The organism is Amycolatopsis acidiphila (assembly GCF_021391495.1).
Classification (GTDB): Bacteria; Actinomycetota; Actinomycetes; order Mycobacteriales; family Pseudonocardiaceae; genus Amycolatopsis_E; species Amycolatopsis_E acidiphila.
In genome coordinates, this window is the sequence record NZ_CP090063.1 from 830,799 (window position 1) to 845,174 (window position 14,376).

Genomic DNA, 14,376 nt, shown 5'->3' on the forward strand with positions numbered 1-14,376 from the left:
GAGGGTGATGGACATGACGAAGCTGCGAGCCGTGCCGGCCGCGCTGGTGCTCGGCGTGCTGCTCTCGTTCGCCGTCCCAGGCGGGACCGCCGTCGCCGCGCCCGCCGCCGTCGCCGCGCCGGCCGCGGTGGCCACCTCCGCCGGACCGGTCGCCGAACAGACCACCGCGCCCATCGGGCCGGTCATCGACCCGGCCGACAACGCACGCGCGAACGCGCAGAAGACCAAGAGCAAAATCGTGGTCGGGGTCATCGCCGCATTACTCCTGGTGATCGTCCTCTGGGGACGGAGCATCCGGAAGAAGAAGCGTCAGAAGTCCTCCGACCAGGCGAAAGGTAAGTGAAACGGCACCGGTAGTACAGGTGGGCCGAAGTCCCCGGTGCCGTTCAACGCAGATCCACTACCGGCCGTCCCGAGTCCCCCACCAGAGCGGGTTTCTTGCCGCCTGCATCGTGCAATATTGCGTCAAATGGGTTACACGCTTTTTGCATTTGGAGGTTCGGTGTGACCGTGCTGGACTCACGGCGGGAGATTCCCCGCAACCGCGATGAGCGCGCGGCCTCTTTCGGGGCATTGGGCGCGCTCGTCACCGCGGACGGCGTCAGCATGGCACCCGTGGACGACCTCGGTGCGGGCAGAGGGCCGTTCTGGCTGGATGCGTGGCTCAAGCGGGGCGGCACCGATGTCGTCGCCTGGCGACGGCACATGCACGCCAACCCGGAGCTGTCCCGACACGAATACGCGACGACCGAACTGATCTGCGCCGTGTTGCGCTCGGCGGGGCTGGACCCCCAGATCCTGCCGGGCGGCACCGGTGTCATCTGTGACATCGGCAGCGGGCCCACCTGTGTGGCGCTGCGGGCCGACATCGACGCGCTTCCGCTCACCGAGGCGACCGGGTTGCCCTACTCGTCCACTGTGGAGGGCGCTGCGCACGCCTGCGGGCACGACGCGCACACCGCCATCCTGCTCGGCGCCGGTCTGGCGCTGGCTTCCGCGCCCGAGCTGCCGGGCCGCGTCCGGCTGATCTTCCAGCCCGCCGAGGAGGTCATGCCGGGCGGTGCGCTCGACGTGATCGAGGCCGGCGGGCTCGACGGCGTCGACCGCATCTTCGGGCTGCACTGCGACCCGCGGGTGCGCGTCGGCCAGGTCGGCTCCCGGATCGGCGCGCTGACCTCGGCCGCGGACCTGATCGAGCTGCAGCTGACCTCGCCCGGCGGGCACACCTCGCGGCCGCACCTGACGGCCGACCTGGTGCACGCGCTGGGCGTGATCATCACGTCGCTGCCGTCGCTGCTGTCCCGGCGCGTCGACCCCCGCTCGGGGACCGTCCTGGTCTGGGGTGCGGTGCACGCCGGCCAGGCGGCCAACGCCGTGCCGCAGGACGGTGCGCTGCGGGGCACCCTGCGCACCGCCGAGCACGAGGTGTGGAAGGCGCTCGAACCGCTCGTCGCGTCGTCCGTCGAGTCGTTGCTCGCGCCGACCGGCGTCGGGTTCAAGCTCGACTACCGGCGCGGCGTGCCGCCGCTCGTCGGCGACCAGGAAAGCACCGCGATCCTGCGTGCCGGCGTCGAAGCGGCGCTGGGCGAGCAAGCGCTGACCGGTACGGAACAGTCGTCGGGCGGCGAGGACTTCGCGTGGTACCTCGAACACGTGCCGGGCGCGTTCTTCCGGCTCGGCGTGTGGAGCGGCGAGGGTGAGATGCGCGACCTGCACCGTCCGACGTTCGAACTGGACGAGCGGGCGCTGGCCGTCGGTGTGCGGTGCATGATCCACACGGCACTGAGCGCGCTGGCCTGACCAGATAGAAAAGAGCCCGCCGGTTTCGTCCGGCGGGCTCTTTTTCGTGCGGGTCTCAGGTCGCGATGCCCCGGCAGGGCCGGGTGCGCAGGTCGTCGACGTAGTCCTGGGGCGCGCCGGCGGCCTCGGCCGCGTCCGCGAGCACGCCGAGGTAGCGGGCCGATGGTAGGCCGCCCTCGTAGGCGTCGAGGACGTAGAACCAGGCCACCACGGCACCGTCCATCGTCTGCACCCGCAGCCGGATCTTGTTGTGCAGGCCCAGCTCGCCACCTTCCCAGCGGTCGAGCAGCGCCTCGTCGAGCGGGGTGACGTCGTAGGTCACGACGAAGACCCGCGAACCGGGGTCCTCGACGATGGTGGCGAGCGCGCCTTCCCAGCCGATGTCCTCGCCGCCGAAGGTCAGCCGCCAGCCTTCCAGCCAGCCGGTGCCCGCCATCGGTGAATGGGGGGCACGCTCCATCATCTGAGCGGGCTCCATGTTGGACCCGTACGCGGCATACAACGGCACGGGCACAGACTAGCCGTCCCGCGCTCACCCGGACGGACGTACTCCAGGTGTGCCCTCCTAAGGTGGACATGAGCGGTGGTACGAGGAGGGACAGACGTGACCAGGATCGTGATCATGGGCGGCGGCCCCGCCGGCTACGAGGCTGCGCTGGTGGCCGCGCAGCACGGTGCGAACGTCACGGTCGTCGAACGGGACGGGCTCGGCGGTGCGTGCGTGCTCTACGACTGCGTCCCGTCCAAGACCTTCATCGCCTCCTCCGGCGCCCGCGCGAGCATGCACGGCCTCGGCGAGCTCGGCATCGTCACCGACATGGCCGAAACCAGCATCGACCTGCGCACCGTGCACGGCCGGGTGAAGGGCCTCGCGCTCGCACAGTCGGCCGACATCCGCGCCCGCGTGCAGCGCGAGGGTGTGCGGGTGATCATCGGCGAGGCGCGCTTCCACGACGAGGAGCCGGGCCTGGCACAGCACAAGGTCCTGGTCACGCCGCGCTCCGGCGAGCCGGAGGTGCTCGACGCCGACGTCGTGCTGATCGCGACCGGTGCCACGCCACGCGTGCTACCCGGCGCGGTGCCCGACGGCGAGCGGATCCTCGACTGGCGGCAGCTCTACGACCTGCGCGAGCTGCCCGAGCACCTCGCCGTCATCGGCTCCGGCGTCACCGGCGCCGAGTTCGCCTCCGCGTACACCGAGATGGGTGTCAAGGTGACGGTGGTGTCCAGCCGTGACCGCGTGCTGCCGCACGAGGACGCCGACGCCGCCGCGGTGCTCGAAGAGGTCTTCTCGCAGCGCGGCACCGCCGTGGCCAAGCAGGCCCGGGCGGACAAGGTCGAGCGCACCGAGAAGGGCGTGGCGGTGCATCTGACCGACGGCCGCGTCATCGAGGCCAGCCACGCGCTGATGACCGTCGGGTCTGTCCCGAACACCCACGACATCGGCCTGGAGCGGGTCGGCATCGAGCCGGGGCCGGGCGGGTTCATCACCGTCGACCGCGTGTCGCGCACGAGCGTGCCCGGGGTCTACGCGGCGGGCGACTGCACGGGTGTGCTGATGCTCGCGTCGGTCGCCAGCATGCAGGGCCGGATCGCGATGTGGCACGCGCTGGGCGAGGGCGTCGCGCCGATCAAGCTCAAGACGGTCGCGGCGAACGTGTTCACCCATCCGGAGATCGCGACCGTGGGCATCTCGCAGCAGGCGATCGACTCCGGCGAGGTGCCGGCCCGGACGATCATGCTGCCGCTCGCGACCAACGCGCGGGCGAAGATGGAGGGGCTGCGGCACGGTTTCGTGAAGCTGTTCTGCCGCCCGGCGACGGGTGTCGTCGTGGGCGGCGTGGTGGTCGCGCCGACGGCGAGCGAGCTGATCCTGCCGATCGCGCTGGCCGTGCAGAACCAGCTGACCGTGGAGCACCTGGCGCTGACGTTCTCGGTGTATCCGTCGCTCTCCGGTTCGATCACGGAGGCCGGCCGCCAGTTGATGCGGCACGACGACCTCGACTGAGCGCCCGTGGCTGTCCGGCGAGGCTGAGGGTGCCCCGAGCCGCGGTCGGCTGAACTTTTTTGTCGGTGGGTGGTGCGAGACTGTGGCCGACACCACAGACCGACGAAAGACAGGAGTTCAGCCATGACCGTTTGTGACACCCCTTGGCCCGAAGGCACCCCGTGCTGGGTCGACGTGATGGTGCCCGACACCAAGCGTGCGGCCGAGTTCTACGGCCCGCTGCTGGGCTGGGAGCTCGCCGATCAGGGCGCGGAGTTCGGCGGTTACCTGATAGCCCAGGTGGACGGCAGAGCCGCGGCCGCGGTGGGGCCGAAGCCGCCAGGCATGGAGCAGATGCCGTCCGTGTGGACGACGTACCTGGCCACCGACAACGCGGACGCCACCGCCGCGAAGATCACCCAGGGTGGCGGGCAGCTGATCATGGAGCCGGGTGACGTGGGCGCGGCCGGCCGGCTGGCGGTCGCGACCGACCCGACGGGGGCGGCGTTCGGCATCTGGCAGGCCGGGAAGACGACGGGTGTCGAAATCGCGAACGTGCCGGGGACGCTGGTGTGGAACGAGTGCATGACACGTGACCTCGAGGCCGCGAAAGCCTTCTACAGCAGCGTTTTCGGGTACGAGTACGACGACATCTCGAGTGCTGGGTTCGCCTATGTGATCGCGAAGGTGAACGGCAACATCATCGGTGGCATGGGCGGGCTGCCGGCGGAGGTACCTGCCGAGGTGCCCGCGCACTGGAGCACCTATTTCGGCGTGACGGACACCGATGCGACGGTCGCCAAGGCGGGCGAGCTGGGCGGTTCGGTCCTGCGCGCGCCGCAGGACTCGCCGTACGGCCGCTCGGCCCAGGTGGCGGACGACCAGGGGGTGCCGTTCAACGTCATCTCGGTGGAGGGCTGAGTCGGCGGGGTTCGTTGGGGTTGGTGCGTTCGCCGGGCGCGGGGTTTGACCGGCGGCGGTGAGTGGTGCGTGCATGCGCGGGCCCGGGCCCGGGCCCGGGGCGCTGCGCTTCGCGTGGCGGGGCGCTTCGCGCGGCGCGCGGGGCTTCCCGGTGCGGGGCGCGGGGCGTTTCGCCTGCCGAGGTGTGGGACTTGCCCTCACAGCGCGGCGCACGAGGGCGCTTCACGCTGCGCTGTCGCACGGCTTGCCCGAAGCGACACGCCACCACATCCGCCAAACCCTCTGCCCCACAACGAGAAGCGGCTCCGCCACCAACGAACCCTGCCTCACTCCACCCAGTCGAAGGTCTTCGTCACGGCCTTCTTCCAGTTGTGGTACTGCGCCGCCCGGGTTTCCTCACCCATCGACGGCGTCCACTCCTTGTCCTGCGCCCAGTTGTTCCGGATGTCGTCCTCGCCCGCCCAGAAACCGACGGCCAGCCCGGCCGCGTAGGCGGCGCCGAGGGCCGTGGTCTCGTTGACCACCGGCCGGATCACGGGCACGCCGAGGATGTCCGCCTGGAACTGCATCAGCAGCTCGTTCACGACCATCCCGCCGTCCACCTTCAGCGCCTTCAACGGCACGCCGGAGTCCGCGTTCATCGCCTCGATCACCTCCCGCGTCTGGAAAGCCGTCGCCTCGAGGACGGCGCGCGCGAGGTGGCCCTTGTTGACGAACCGCGTCAGGCCGACGATCGCGCCGCGGGCATCGGAGCGCCAATACGGCGCGAACAGGCCCGAGAACGCGGGCACGAAGTACGCGCCACCGTTGTCCTCGACGGTCCGCGCGTGCTCCTCGATCTCCGCGGCCGTGCTGATCATGCCCAGGTTGTCCCGCAGCCACTGCACCAGCGAACCGGTGACCGCGATCGAGCCCTCCAGCGCGTACACGGTGTCGTTCGAGCCGATCTTGTAGCAGACCGTCGTGAGCAAACCGTTCTGCGACATGACCTTCTCGGTCCCGGTGTTGAGCAACACGAAGTTGCCCGTCCCGTAGGTGTTCTTGGCCTCGCCCGGCGACAGGCACGCCTGCCCGAACGTCGCCGCCTGCTGGTCGCCCAGGATCCCGGCGATCGGGACCCCCGAGAGCGCACCCCGCTCCCGGCCCTTGGCGTACTCCTCCGACGAAGACCGGATCTCCGGCAGCATCGACAGCGGAATTCCCATGTCGGCGGCATGGCTTTCGTTCCACGACAGCGTGTCGAGGTCCATCAGCAGCGTCCGGGACGCGTTCGTCGGGTCGGTGACGTGCACCCCACCATCCGGCCCGCCGGTCATGTTCCACAGCACCCAGGTGTCCATGTTGCCGAACAGCAGCTCGCCGGCCTCGGCACGCTCGCGCACACCCTCGACGTTGTCGAGGATCCACTTGACCTTCGGGCCCGAGAAGTACGTGGCGAGCGGCAGACCGGTCTTGTCGCGGTAGCGCTCCTGCCCGCCGCCGAGCGCGCCCAGCTCGTCGACGATCTTGTCCGTCCGGGTGTCCTGCCAGACGATCGCGTTGTAGACCGGCTTGCCGGTCTTGCGGTCCCACACCAGCGCGGTCTCCCGCTGGTTCGTGATGCCGACCGCGGCGATGTCTCCCGACCGCAGGTCGGCCTTGGCGAGTGCGCCGGCGGTGACCGCGCGCGTGTTCTCCCAGATCTCCTCGGCGTTGTGCTCGACCCAGCCGGCCCTCGGGAAGATCTGTTCGTGTTCGCGCTGGTCCGCGGCGACCACCCGGCCCGAGTGGTCGAAGATCATCGCCCGGGTCGAGGTGGTGCCCTGGTCGATGGCGGCGACGTAGGAAGTCATGTGCTCTCCTTGGCTCGTTCGTGGGTGGGTACCAGGATCAGTCGCCGGCGGCCGGCTGGTCCGCGGCCGGGTTCTGGGGAACCCGGCCCGGCTCGGGCGTCGGCGCCGCCTCCGGTGCTTGCCGTACCGCCAGCACCTGCCCGATGAACAAGTCGTAGAGCAGGATCCCGACGACCCCGCCGACGAGCGGTCCGACGATCGGGATCCAGAAGTAGCCGCTGAACCAGTCGCCGTTGCCGGGGAACGCCTTGCTCCCCCAGCCTTCGAAGAAGGTGAGCAGCCGAGGACCGAGGTCACGGGCCGGGTTGATCGCGTATCCGGCGTTGGTGCCGAAGGACATCCCGATGCCTACCACGACCAGCCCCACCGTGACGGGTCCGAAGTTTCCCTTCGGCGCCTGGTTCCGTGCGTCGATCAGTGCCGCGATGATGCCCACGAGCAGGGCCGTGCCGACGATCTGGTCGACCAGTGGCCCCCAGACCCCGTTCCCGAAGTACTTGGCCGGGAAGGTGGCGAAGATCGAGAACGTCGACAGCGAGTCCGGCCGCGACACCGGCGGGTTCTGCGCCGCGTTGTAGGCGTCGATCGCATCGTGGTAGACGGCATACACCACCGCGGCGCCGGCGAAGGCGCCGACCACCTGCGCCAGCCAGTACGGGACCACTTTCCGCCACGCGAACCCCCGCCGGAGCGCGAGGGCGAGTGTCACGGCGGGGTTGAGATGTGCACCACTCACACCGCCCGCGACGTAGACCGCGAACATCACCGCAAGGCCCCAGCCCCACGCGATGATCAGCCAGTTGGCGGGGCCGAAGTCAGCGGTCTGCCTGCCCGAACCAGGCAGGCCTGCCAAAGCGACGGCCACCGAACCGCAACCGAACAGGATGATGATCGCGGTCCCGATGAACTCGGCGAGCAACTCGCCACCGGTGTTCTGCCGTAGGCGGGTCCACACCCCCGGCTCCCGATGAGAGACCTGATCGCTCATGGCGCAACCTCCGGTTCCTGGGCATCGTCGCCTCTGGATCTTCATGGTCCTGCACGTCCAGGGGTTGGACAAGTTCCCCGCAGGCCCTGTCGTGCGGTCCGTGCCATGCTGGGAACGGTATGACACCCGCGAGGAGGGAAGCCCGGAGTGACTGAGGCGGAGCTGGGACCGGCCGCGCGCGAGGAATCCTGGCGGCGGCTCACCGAGGAGACGTTCGACCTCGTGGTGATCGGTGGCGGTGTGGTCGGTGCCGGTACGGCACTCGACGCGGCGACGCGCGGTCTGCGGGTGGCCTTGGTGGAGGCCCGCGACCTGGCCTCGGGCACGTCGAGCAGGTCGAGCAAGCTGTTCCACGGCGGGCTGCGGTACCTGGAGCAGCTGGAGCTCGGCCTGGTCCGGGAAGCGCTGCGCGAGCGCGAGCTGATGCTCACGACGCTCGCGCCGCACCTGGTGAAGCCGGTCAGCTTCCTGTACCCGCTGACGCACCGCGTGTGGGAGCGCCCGTACACCGCGGCCGGGCTGTTCCTGTACGACACGATGGGCGGCGCGCGGTCCGTGCCGGGCCAGAAGCACCTGACCCGCGCCGGCGCGCTGCGGATGGTGCCGGCGCTCAAGCGCAATGCGCTGATCGGCGGTATCCGTTACTACGACGCGCAGTCCGACGACGCGCGGCACACCATGACCGTTGCCCGCACCGCCGCGCACTACGGCGCCGTGGTGCGGACCTCGACGCAGGTCGTGCGGTTCCTGCGGGAGGCCGACCGGGTGTCCGGGGTCCGGGTGCGGGACGTCGAGGACGGTCGCGAGGCCGATATCCAGGCCAATGCGGTGATCAACTGCACCGGTGTGTGGACCGACGAGCTGCAGCGGCTGTCCGGGAGCAGGGGCCGGTTCCGGGTACGGGCCAGCAAGGGCGTGCACATCGTCGTCCCGCGGGACCGGATCGTGTCCGAGTCCGGGCTGATCCTGCGGACCGAGAAGTCCGTGCTGTTCGTGATCCCGTGGCGCAACCACTGGATCGTGGGGACGACGGACACCGACTGGAACCTCGACCTGGCGCATCCGGCCGCGACGAAGCACGACATCGACTACATCCTCACGCACGTCAACGAGGTGCTGGCGACGCCGTTGACGCACGAGGACATCGAGGGCGTCTACGCCGGGTTGCGGCCGTTGCTGGCGGGGGAGAGCGAGGAGACCTCGAAGCTGTCGCGCGAGCACGCGGTGGCGCGGGTGTCGCCCGGCCTGGTCGCGATCGCGGGCGGCAAGTACACGACGTACCGCGTGATGGCCGCCGACGCCGTCGACGCCGCCGTGGTGGACCTGCCGGGGCGGCCGCAGCCGTCGATCACGGAGAAGGTGCCGCTGCTGGGCGCGGACGGGTACCACGCGCTGGTCAACCAGGCCGATCACCTGGCCGCCCAGCACGGGTTGCACCCGTACCGGGTGCGCCACCTGCTGGACCGCTACGGGTCGCTGGTGCACGAGGTGCTCGGGTGCGCCGAGGGCAGGCCGGAACTGCTGCGGCCGCTGGAGAGCGCGCCGGACTACCTCGCGGTGGAGGCGGTGTACGCGGCGAGCCACGAGGGTGCGCTGCACCTGGAGGACGTGCTCGCGCGACGGACGCGGATCTCGATCGAGTACCCGCACCGGGGTGTGGACTGCGCGCCACAGGTCGCGATGCTGATGGGGCAGGTGCTGGGCTGGTCGGACGAGACCATCGAGCACGAGGTCGAGGTCTACACGGCCAGGGTCGCGGCCGAGCGCGACTCGCAGACCGAACCCAGCGACGAGGCAGCCGACGCCCGGCGCGCGTCGGCCCCGGAAGCCCGGGCGCGGCTGACCGAGCCGGTGGGGTAGCGCTGGCGGGCACGCGCAGGTGTGGGCGGGTTTGTCGGCACGGCGTGGTTGACGGAGCCGTTTGGGTGGCGTCCGTGGGCGTGGCGCAGGTGTGGGCGGGTTTGCCGGTCCGGGTGCGGCTGACCGGGCCGTTCGGGTGGCGCTCGCGGGCACGGCGTAGGGCCAGGCGGGTTTGCCGGTCTGGGTGCGGCTGACCGGGCCGGTGGGGTAGCGCTGGCGGGCACGCGCAGGTGTGGGCGGGTTTTGTCGGCGCGGCGCGGCTGACGGAGCCGATCGGGTAGCGCTCGCGGGCACGGCGTAGGGCCAGGCGGGTTTGCCGGTCTGGGTGCGGCTGATCGAGCCGTTCGGGTGGCGCTGGCGAACCCGGCGCAGGCCCTGGCCGGGCGGGTTTCCCGGCGCGGCGCGGCTGACGGAGCCGATCGGGTAGCGCTCGCGGGCACGACGCAGGCCCGGGCCGGTTTCCCGGCCTGGGCCTGAATGCTCGTCGGGATCCTGTGGCCTTACCCCTGCGGGCTCGGCGAGCCGGCGGCACTGGGCACCGTTTCCGGGGCGCGTTCGTGCAGCACGACGGTGTCGCCGGCGAGCAGGGCCTTCACCGTGATGCGGTTCCCGATCGGGTGGGACATCGGGGCGATCAGCAGCACCCGCTGCGGCCCGTCCGGGTGAGGCTCGACCGTGCGGGCCATCTCCTCGTACTCCTCGCCGCACGACACGAGCTTCCCGCCGTCGGCCGGGAACAGCGTCTCCACCGACCGCGGCATCACGATGTCGTCCTCGGCGGCCTTCGTCCCGCGCCCGGCCACCAGCAACGGGCAGTCCGGCGCCGAGGACAGCACGTGGTCCGCCTCGACCCCGTCGCCGGAACACGACAGGTCGTCGCGGTGCAGGACTCGGGCCCCACGAAGCTGGGCCGCGATTTGTAAAAGAATAGTTTCCGGCATGTTTCCCCCGATTATCGCGACCGTTTCCCCGGGGGCTATGCCTTCGTTTTTCAGCGTGGCATGCAAACGTCGCAATGTGTCAAAGGTCTCCCGGTAGCTCATCGACCGGCTGCGGTGGGCGAAGGCGATTTTGTCGCCGCCCTCGCAGAGCACGTCGAGAATGCGGGTCAGGAACAGACTGGCGTCGCCCACGATTCCCCCGTTCGGCGCTGAAGCAAGGTTACGAATCCACATCATCACAAGATCCGGCGATCTGAAAGGAATTGTGTCACCCGGCACAGCCGGGCGAAACACTCCGGCGGGGGCGGCCGGATTCTCGGCGGGGCGGCCGACTCGGGCGTTGTGGACACGGCGTTGTCTCCTCGTTCTCACCGCCGTCAGTACCCTCCCAGCCGGACCCTAACCACCGGCTTGCAACCTCCACAGTGGACGGCCGGGGATCACGCCGCCCGCTGCAGCCAGGTCACCAGTTCCTGCCCCGGCTGGTTCGCGTCCTCGCTCAGCCCGACCTTGGTGAACCCGCAGCGCTTGGCGACCGCGGCCGACGCCGAGTTGTCCGGGTGGTGGCGGTACAGCACCTCCCGCAGCTCCAGCGCCCCGAAGCCGAACCGCACCGCGGCGTTGACCGCCACCACGCTGATCCCGCGGCCGCGCGCCGCCGGGTGGATCCACAGCGCGACCTCGGCCAGGCCGGCCTCGAGGTCCAGGTCCTTGAGCCCGATCTCGCCGAGCAGGGCGCCGGTGGTGGGCTCGGCGACCGCCCACGAGCAGCGGTCCTCGCTGAACCATTCCGCCGACCGCTGCGTCACGTACAGGTCGGCCTCGGCCAGGTTCCGCACGTTGTAGTTCACGATGTAGCGCGAGTGCTCGGGGTCGGCGAACGCCTCGACCAGCGCGGGCCGGTCGTCGAGCAGGTCATCGGCGCGCAGCTGGCGCAGGTAGTACTCGCCAGCGTTGATCTCCACCGGTTCCATGGGACTAGCGGGACCTCGCTCCGAAGATCAGCGCGACCACGACGGGCAGCAGGAACACGAACCAGAGCCCACGCGCCACGGTCAGGAACAACAGCACTGCGACGATCGCCGCGATGGGGACCGCGCCCACCCCGAAGCGGCGGGGCGGCGCGGCGGGTCGCGCGGGCGCCACGGGCCGGGCCCTCAACACGCTCGGCCGGGGTTCGGGCAGGTCCTCGAACAGGGGGGCCAGCTCGCTGCGCTTCGTGGCCGCGGTGACCCGGGCCGACCGTGTGCCGTATTCGTCGATGTCCAGGCGTCCCGTGCGGACGTGCTCGGACAGCGCCTCGATCGCCTCGTTGCGCTCAGCGTCGCTGAGCCGCATGTCCGCGCTCACGCGTCGATCCTACGGCCGTCGCCGGTCGCGGTCGTCCCGGCGCCAATCCCGGTGATCCCGGCGCCGATCCCGGTGCCCGCGCTGGGCCTGTTCCCACTCGTGGCCCCACAGCCCGCGGCCGACCGCGGTGAACACGAACGGCAGCGCGAACCACCACCAGCCGCCGACGGTGAAGAACAACGCGAACCCGGCGATCCAGCACAGCGGCACGAGCGCGGCCGCGACCCGCTGGCCCAGCGGCCGGTCCGACCAGTTCAGCTGGCCAGCCGGCATCGGCGGGGTGACGGCGGTGCTGCTCTTCGGCCGCGGGGGAGCGCCGGACGCAGGCGGGGCGCCGAACGCCGGATGCGGCACCGGCAGGTCGTCGAACAGCTCGGCGAGCTCACCGCGGGTCTTCGCGGCGGTGACCTTCGCCGATCGCTCCCCGTACTCGTCCAGGTCGATCCGTCCGGCGCTCATGTGCTCGCCGAGGGCCGTCAGCGCCGTCTCACGGTCGGCGTCGCCGATCCGCATGCCCGGTTGGGGAACGTCGTTCACGACACCGATATTAGAGCGGTTCGCCTGGTCAGTCCTTGATTTCCAGGAGCGCGGCTCCCTGGGTCACGGCGGAACCGACCTCCACGGACAAACCGGAGATCGTGCCGGCCTTGTGCGCGGTGACCGGGTTCTCCATCTTCATGGCCTCCAGCACGACGACGAGCTCGCCCGCCTCGACCTGCTGGCCCTCCTCGACGGCGACCTTCACGATGGTGCCCTGCATCGGCGCCGTCACCGCGTCGCCGCTGACGGCCGCCTTCGTGCCACCGGCCCGCTTGCGGGGCTTGGCCTTCGCGGCGCCGCCGCCGGCCGCACCGCCACCACCGCCGAGCGCGAGGTCGCCGGGCAGCGAGACCTCGAGCCGCCGGCCGCCGACCTCGACCACCACGGTCTGCCGGGGCTCGGCCTCCTCCTCGACGTCGGCGGGCGCGGTGAACGGCTCGATCTGGTTGTCGAACTCCGTCTCGATCCACCGGGTGTGCACGCTGAAGGACTCGCCGTCGCCGATGAACGCCGGGTCGCGCACGATCGCGCGGTGGAACGGCAGCACGGTCGCCATGCCGTCGGCGACCATCTCGTCCAGGGCGCGACGGCTGCGCTCGAGCGCGTTCTCGCGGTCGGAGCCGGTGACGATGAGCTTGGCCAGCATCGAGTCGAACTGGCCGCCGACGACGCTGCCGGTCTGCACGCCGGAGTCGACGCGGACGCCGGGGCCCTCGGGGAACACCAGCTTGGTGACGGTGCCCGGCGCCGGCAGGAAGTTGCGGCCGGCGTCCTCACCGTTGATGCGGAACTCGATCGAGTGACCGCGCGGCTGCGGGTCCTCGGTGAAGCGGAGCCGCTCGCCGCGGGCGATGCGGAACATCTCGCGGACCAGGTCGATGCCCGCGGTCTCCTCCGACACCGGGTGCTCGACCTGCAACCGGGTGTTGACCTCCAGGAACGAGATCGTGCCGTCGGTGCCCACGAGGTACTCGACGGTGCCGGCGCCGGAGTAGCCGGCCTCCTTGCAGATCGCCTTGGCGGAGCTGTGGATCGTGGCGCGCTGCTCGTCGGTCAGGAACGGCGCGGGCGCCTCCTCGACGAGCTTCTGGTGCCGCCGCTGCAGCGAGCAGTCGCGGGTGCCGACGACGATCGCGTTGCCGTGCTGGTCGGCCAGCACCTGCGCCTCGACGTGCCGCGGCTTGTCCAGGTAGCGCTCGACGAAGCACTCGCCGCGGCCGAAGGCGGAGACGGCCTCACGAGTGGCGGACTCGAACAGCTCGGGGATCTCCTCGATGGTCCGGGCGACCTTCAGACCCCGGCCGCCGCCACCGAACGCGGCCTTGATCGCGACCGGCAGGCCGTGCTCGTTGGCGAAGGCGATGATCTCGTCGGGACCCGCCACCGGCTCCTTGGTGCCCGGCACCAGCGGCGCGCCCGCCTTCGTGGCGATGTGCCGCGCGGTGACCTTGTCGCCGAGGTCGCGGATCGCCTGCGGGCTCGGGCCGATCCAGGTCAGGCCCGCGTCGATGACCGCCTGCGCGAAGTCGGAGTTCTCCGACAGGAAGCCGTAGCCCGGGTGCACCGAGTCCGCGCCGGCGCGCTTCGCGACGTCGATGAGCTTGTCGATGACGAGGTAGCTCTCCGCCGCGGTGGTGCCACCGAGGGCGAACGCCTCGTCGGCCAGCCGCACGTGGGGCGCGTCGCGGTCGGGATCGGCGTACACCGCGACGCTGGCGAGGCCCGCGTCCTTGGCCGCTCTGATCACCCGGACCGCGATCTCGCCACGGTTCGCGACAAGGATCTTGGTGACCGGTCCGCCGGTGGCCTGCTCGGGCACGCCCTACCTCCAGAAGATTCTCCGCCTGCACCCGCGAGCGTCCCTCTAGCAGCGCTTCCACGGGCTTCACCGCAGTTTACGGGCCGGGTGTCCCCGTGCGGTGAGAGGCGGCTCACGCTTACTCTGGGCGATGAGCAGGCCGGGGGAAGGAGTGAGCGGGTGGGTGCGAGGCGGGTTCCCCGGTCCGTGCTGCTGATGGCAGTCGTCGCCGCGCTCGTCACCGCCGCGGCGCTGGCGAGCGTCGCCTCGCTGCGGCTGCGCGACGGATCCACGCGGCTCGAAGCCGCCGCGCCCCCGGTGTCCCCGCAGGCTCCCGCTGCCGAATGCGGCGACGGGCC

General features: G+C 70.8%; 13 protein-coding genes. 5 read left to right on the forward strand and 8 right to left on the reverse strand.

Going from position 1 to position 14,376, the window contains the following annotated elements; all coding sequences use genetic code 11:
- Positions 1 to 13: 13 nt before the first annotated feature.
- Together LWP59_RS04070 and LWP59_RS04075 are read left to right on the forward strand one after the other, a co-directional pair.
- Positions 14 to 343 (forward strand): hypothetical protein, encoded by a 330-nt coding sequence (locus LWP59_RS04070; protein ID WP_144643896.1) that lies wholly within the window; start codon positions 14 to 16, stop codon positions 341 to 343.
- A gap of 161 nt (positions 344 to 504) precedes the next feature.
- Positions 505 to 1,800: a M20 family metallopeptidase gene (locus tag LWP59_RS04075; RefSeq protein WP_144643894.1), complete on the forward strand. Its 1,296-nt coding sequence runs from the start codon at positions 505 to 507 to the stop codon at positions 1,798 to 1,800.
- A gap of 55 nt (positions 1,801 to 1,855) precedes the next feature.
- Here the strand turns inward: LWP59_RS04075 and LWP59_RS04080 are convergent, their stop codons facing one another.
- Positions 1,856 to 2,308: a gamma-glutamylcyclotransferase gene (locus LWP59_RS04080; protein WP_186383542.1), complete on the reverse strand. Its 453-nt coding sequence runs from the start codon at positions 2,306 to 2,308 to the stop codon at positions 1,856 to 1,858.
- Between the two features lie 96 nt (positions 2,309 to 2,404).
- Here LWP59_RS04080 and LWP59_RS04085 point away from each other — a divergent pair, with 96 nt between their 5' ends.
- Complete coding sequence (locus LWP59_RS04085) at positions 2,405 to 3,808, forward strand: NAD(P)H-quinone dehydrogenase (RefSeq protein ID WP_144643892.1); 1,404 nt, start codon at positions 2,405 to 2,407, stop codon at positions 3,806 to 3,808.
- A gap of 123 nt (positions 3,809 to 3,931) precedes the next feature.
- Positions 3,932 to 4,708: a VOC family protein gene (locus LWP59_RS04090; RefSeq protein WP_144643890.1), complete on the forward strand. Its 777-nt coding sequence runs from the start codon at positions 3,932 to 3,934 to the stop codon at positions 4,706 to 4,708.
- 326 nt (positions 4,709 to 5,034) lie between these two features.
- Here LWP59_RS04090 and glpK read toward each other — a convergent pair whose 3' ends face one another.
- Positions 5,035 to 6,540: a glycerol kinase GlpK gene (gene glpK / locus LWP59_RS04095; RefSeq protein ID WP_144643888.1), complete on the reverse strand. Its 1,506-nt coding sequence runs from the start codon at positions 6,538 to 6,540 to the stop codon at positions 5,035 to 5,037.
- Positions 6,541 to 6,577: 37 nt separating this feature from the next.
- Positions 6,578 to 7,528 carry an MIP/aquaporin family protein gene (locus LWP59_RS04100; protein ID WP_144643886.1) on the reverse strand — a complete coding sequence of 317 codons (951 nt, stop codon included), beginning with the start codon at positions 7,526 to 7,528 and terminating at the stop codon, positions 6,578 to 6,580.
- 147 nt (positions 7,529 to 7,675) lie between these two features.
- Here LWP59_RS04100 and LWP59_RS04105 point away from each other — a divergent pair, with 147 nt between their 5' ends.
- Complete coding sequence (locus LWP59_RS04105) at positions 7,676 to 9,388, forward strand: glycerol-3-phosphate dehydrogenase/oxidase (RefSeq protein ID WP_144643884.1); 1,713 nt, start codon at positions 7,676 to 7,678, stop codon at positions 9,386 to 9,388.
- A 500-nt stretch (positions 9,389 to 9,888) separates the two neighbouring features.
- Here the strand turns inward: LWP59_RS04105 and LWP59_RS04110 are convergent, their stop codons facing one another.
- The 5 genes from LWP59_RS04110 to LWP59_RS04130 form a co-directional block, all read right to left on the reverse strand.
- Complete coding sequence (locus LWP59_RS04110; RefSeq protein WP_186383541.1) at positions 9,889 to 10,521, reverse strand: AMP-binding protein; 633 nt, start codon at positions 10,519 to 10,521, stop codon at positions 9,889 to 9,891.
- A gap of 248 nt (positions 10,522 to 10,769) precedes the next feature.
- Positions 10,770 to 11,303 (reverse strand): GNAT family N-acetyltransferase, encoded by a 534-nt coding sequence (locus tag LWP59_RS04115; RefSeq protein WP_144643880.1) that lies wholly within the window; start codon positions 11,301 to 11,303, stop codon positions 10,770 to 10,772.
- A gap of 4 nt (positions 11,304 to 11,307) precedes the next feature.
- Positions 11,308 to 11,667, reverse strand: coding sequence for a DUF1707 SHOCT-like domain-containing protein (locus tag LWP59_RS04120; RefSeq protein ID WP_144643910.1), 360 nt, complete (start codon positions 11,665 to 11,667; stop codon positions 11,308 to 11,310).
- Positions 11,668 to 11,688: 21 nt separating this feature from the next.
- Complete coding sequence (locus LWP59_RS04125; RefSeq protein ID WP_144643878.1) at positions 11,689 to 12,216, reverse strand: DUF1707 SHOCT-like domain-containing protein; 528 nt, start codon at positions 12,214 to 12,216, stop codon at positions 11,689 to 11,691.
- A gap of 28 nt (positions 12,217 to 12,244) precedes the next feature.
- Positions 12,245 to 14,038, reverse strand: a complete 1,794-nt coding sequence (locus LWP59_RS04130; RefSeq protein WP_144643876.1) for an acetyl/propionyl/methylcrotonyl-CoA carboxylase subunit alpha — start codon at positions 14,036 to 14,038, stop codon at positions 12,245 to 12,247.
- Positions 14,039 to 14,376 lie beyond the last annotated feature (338 nt).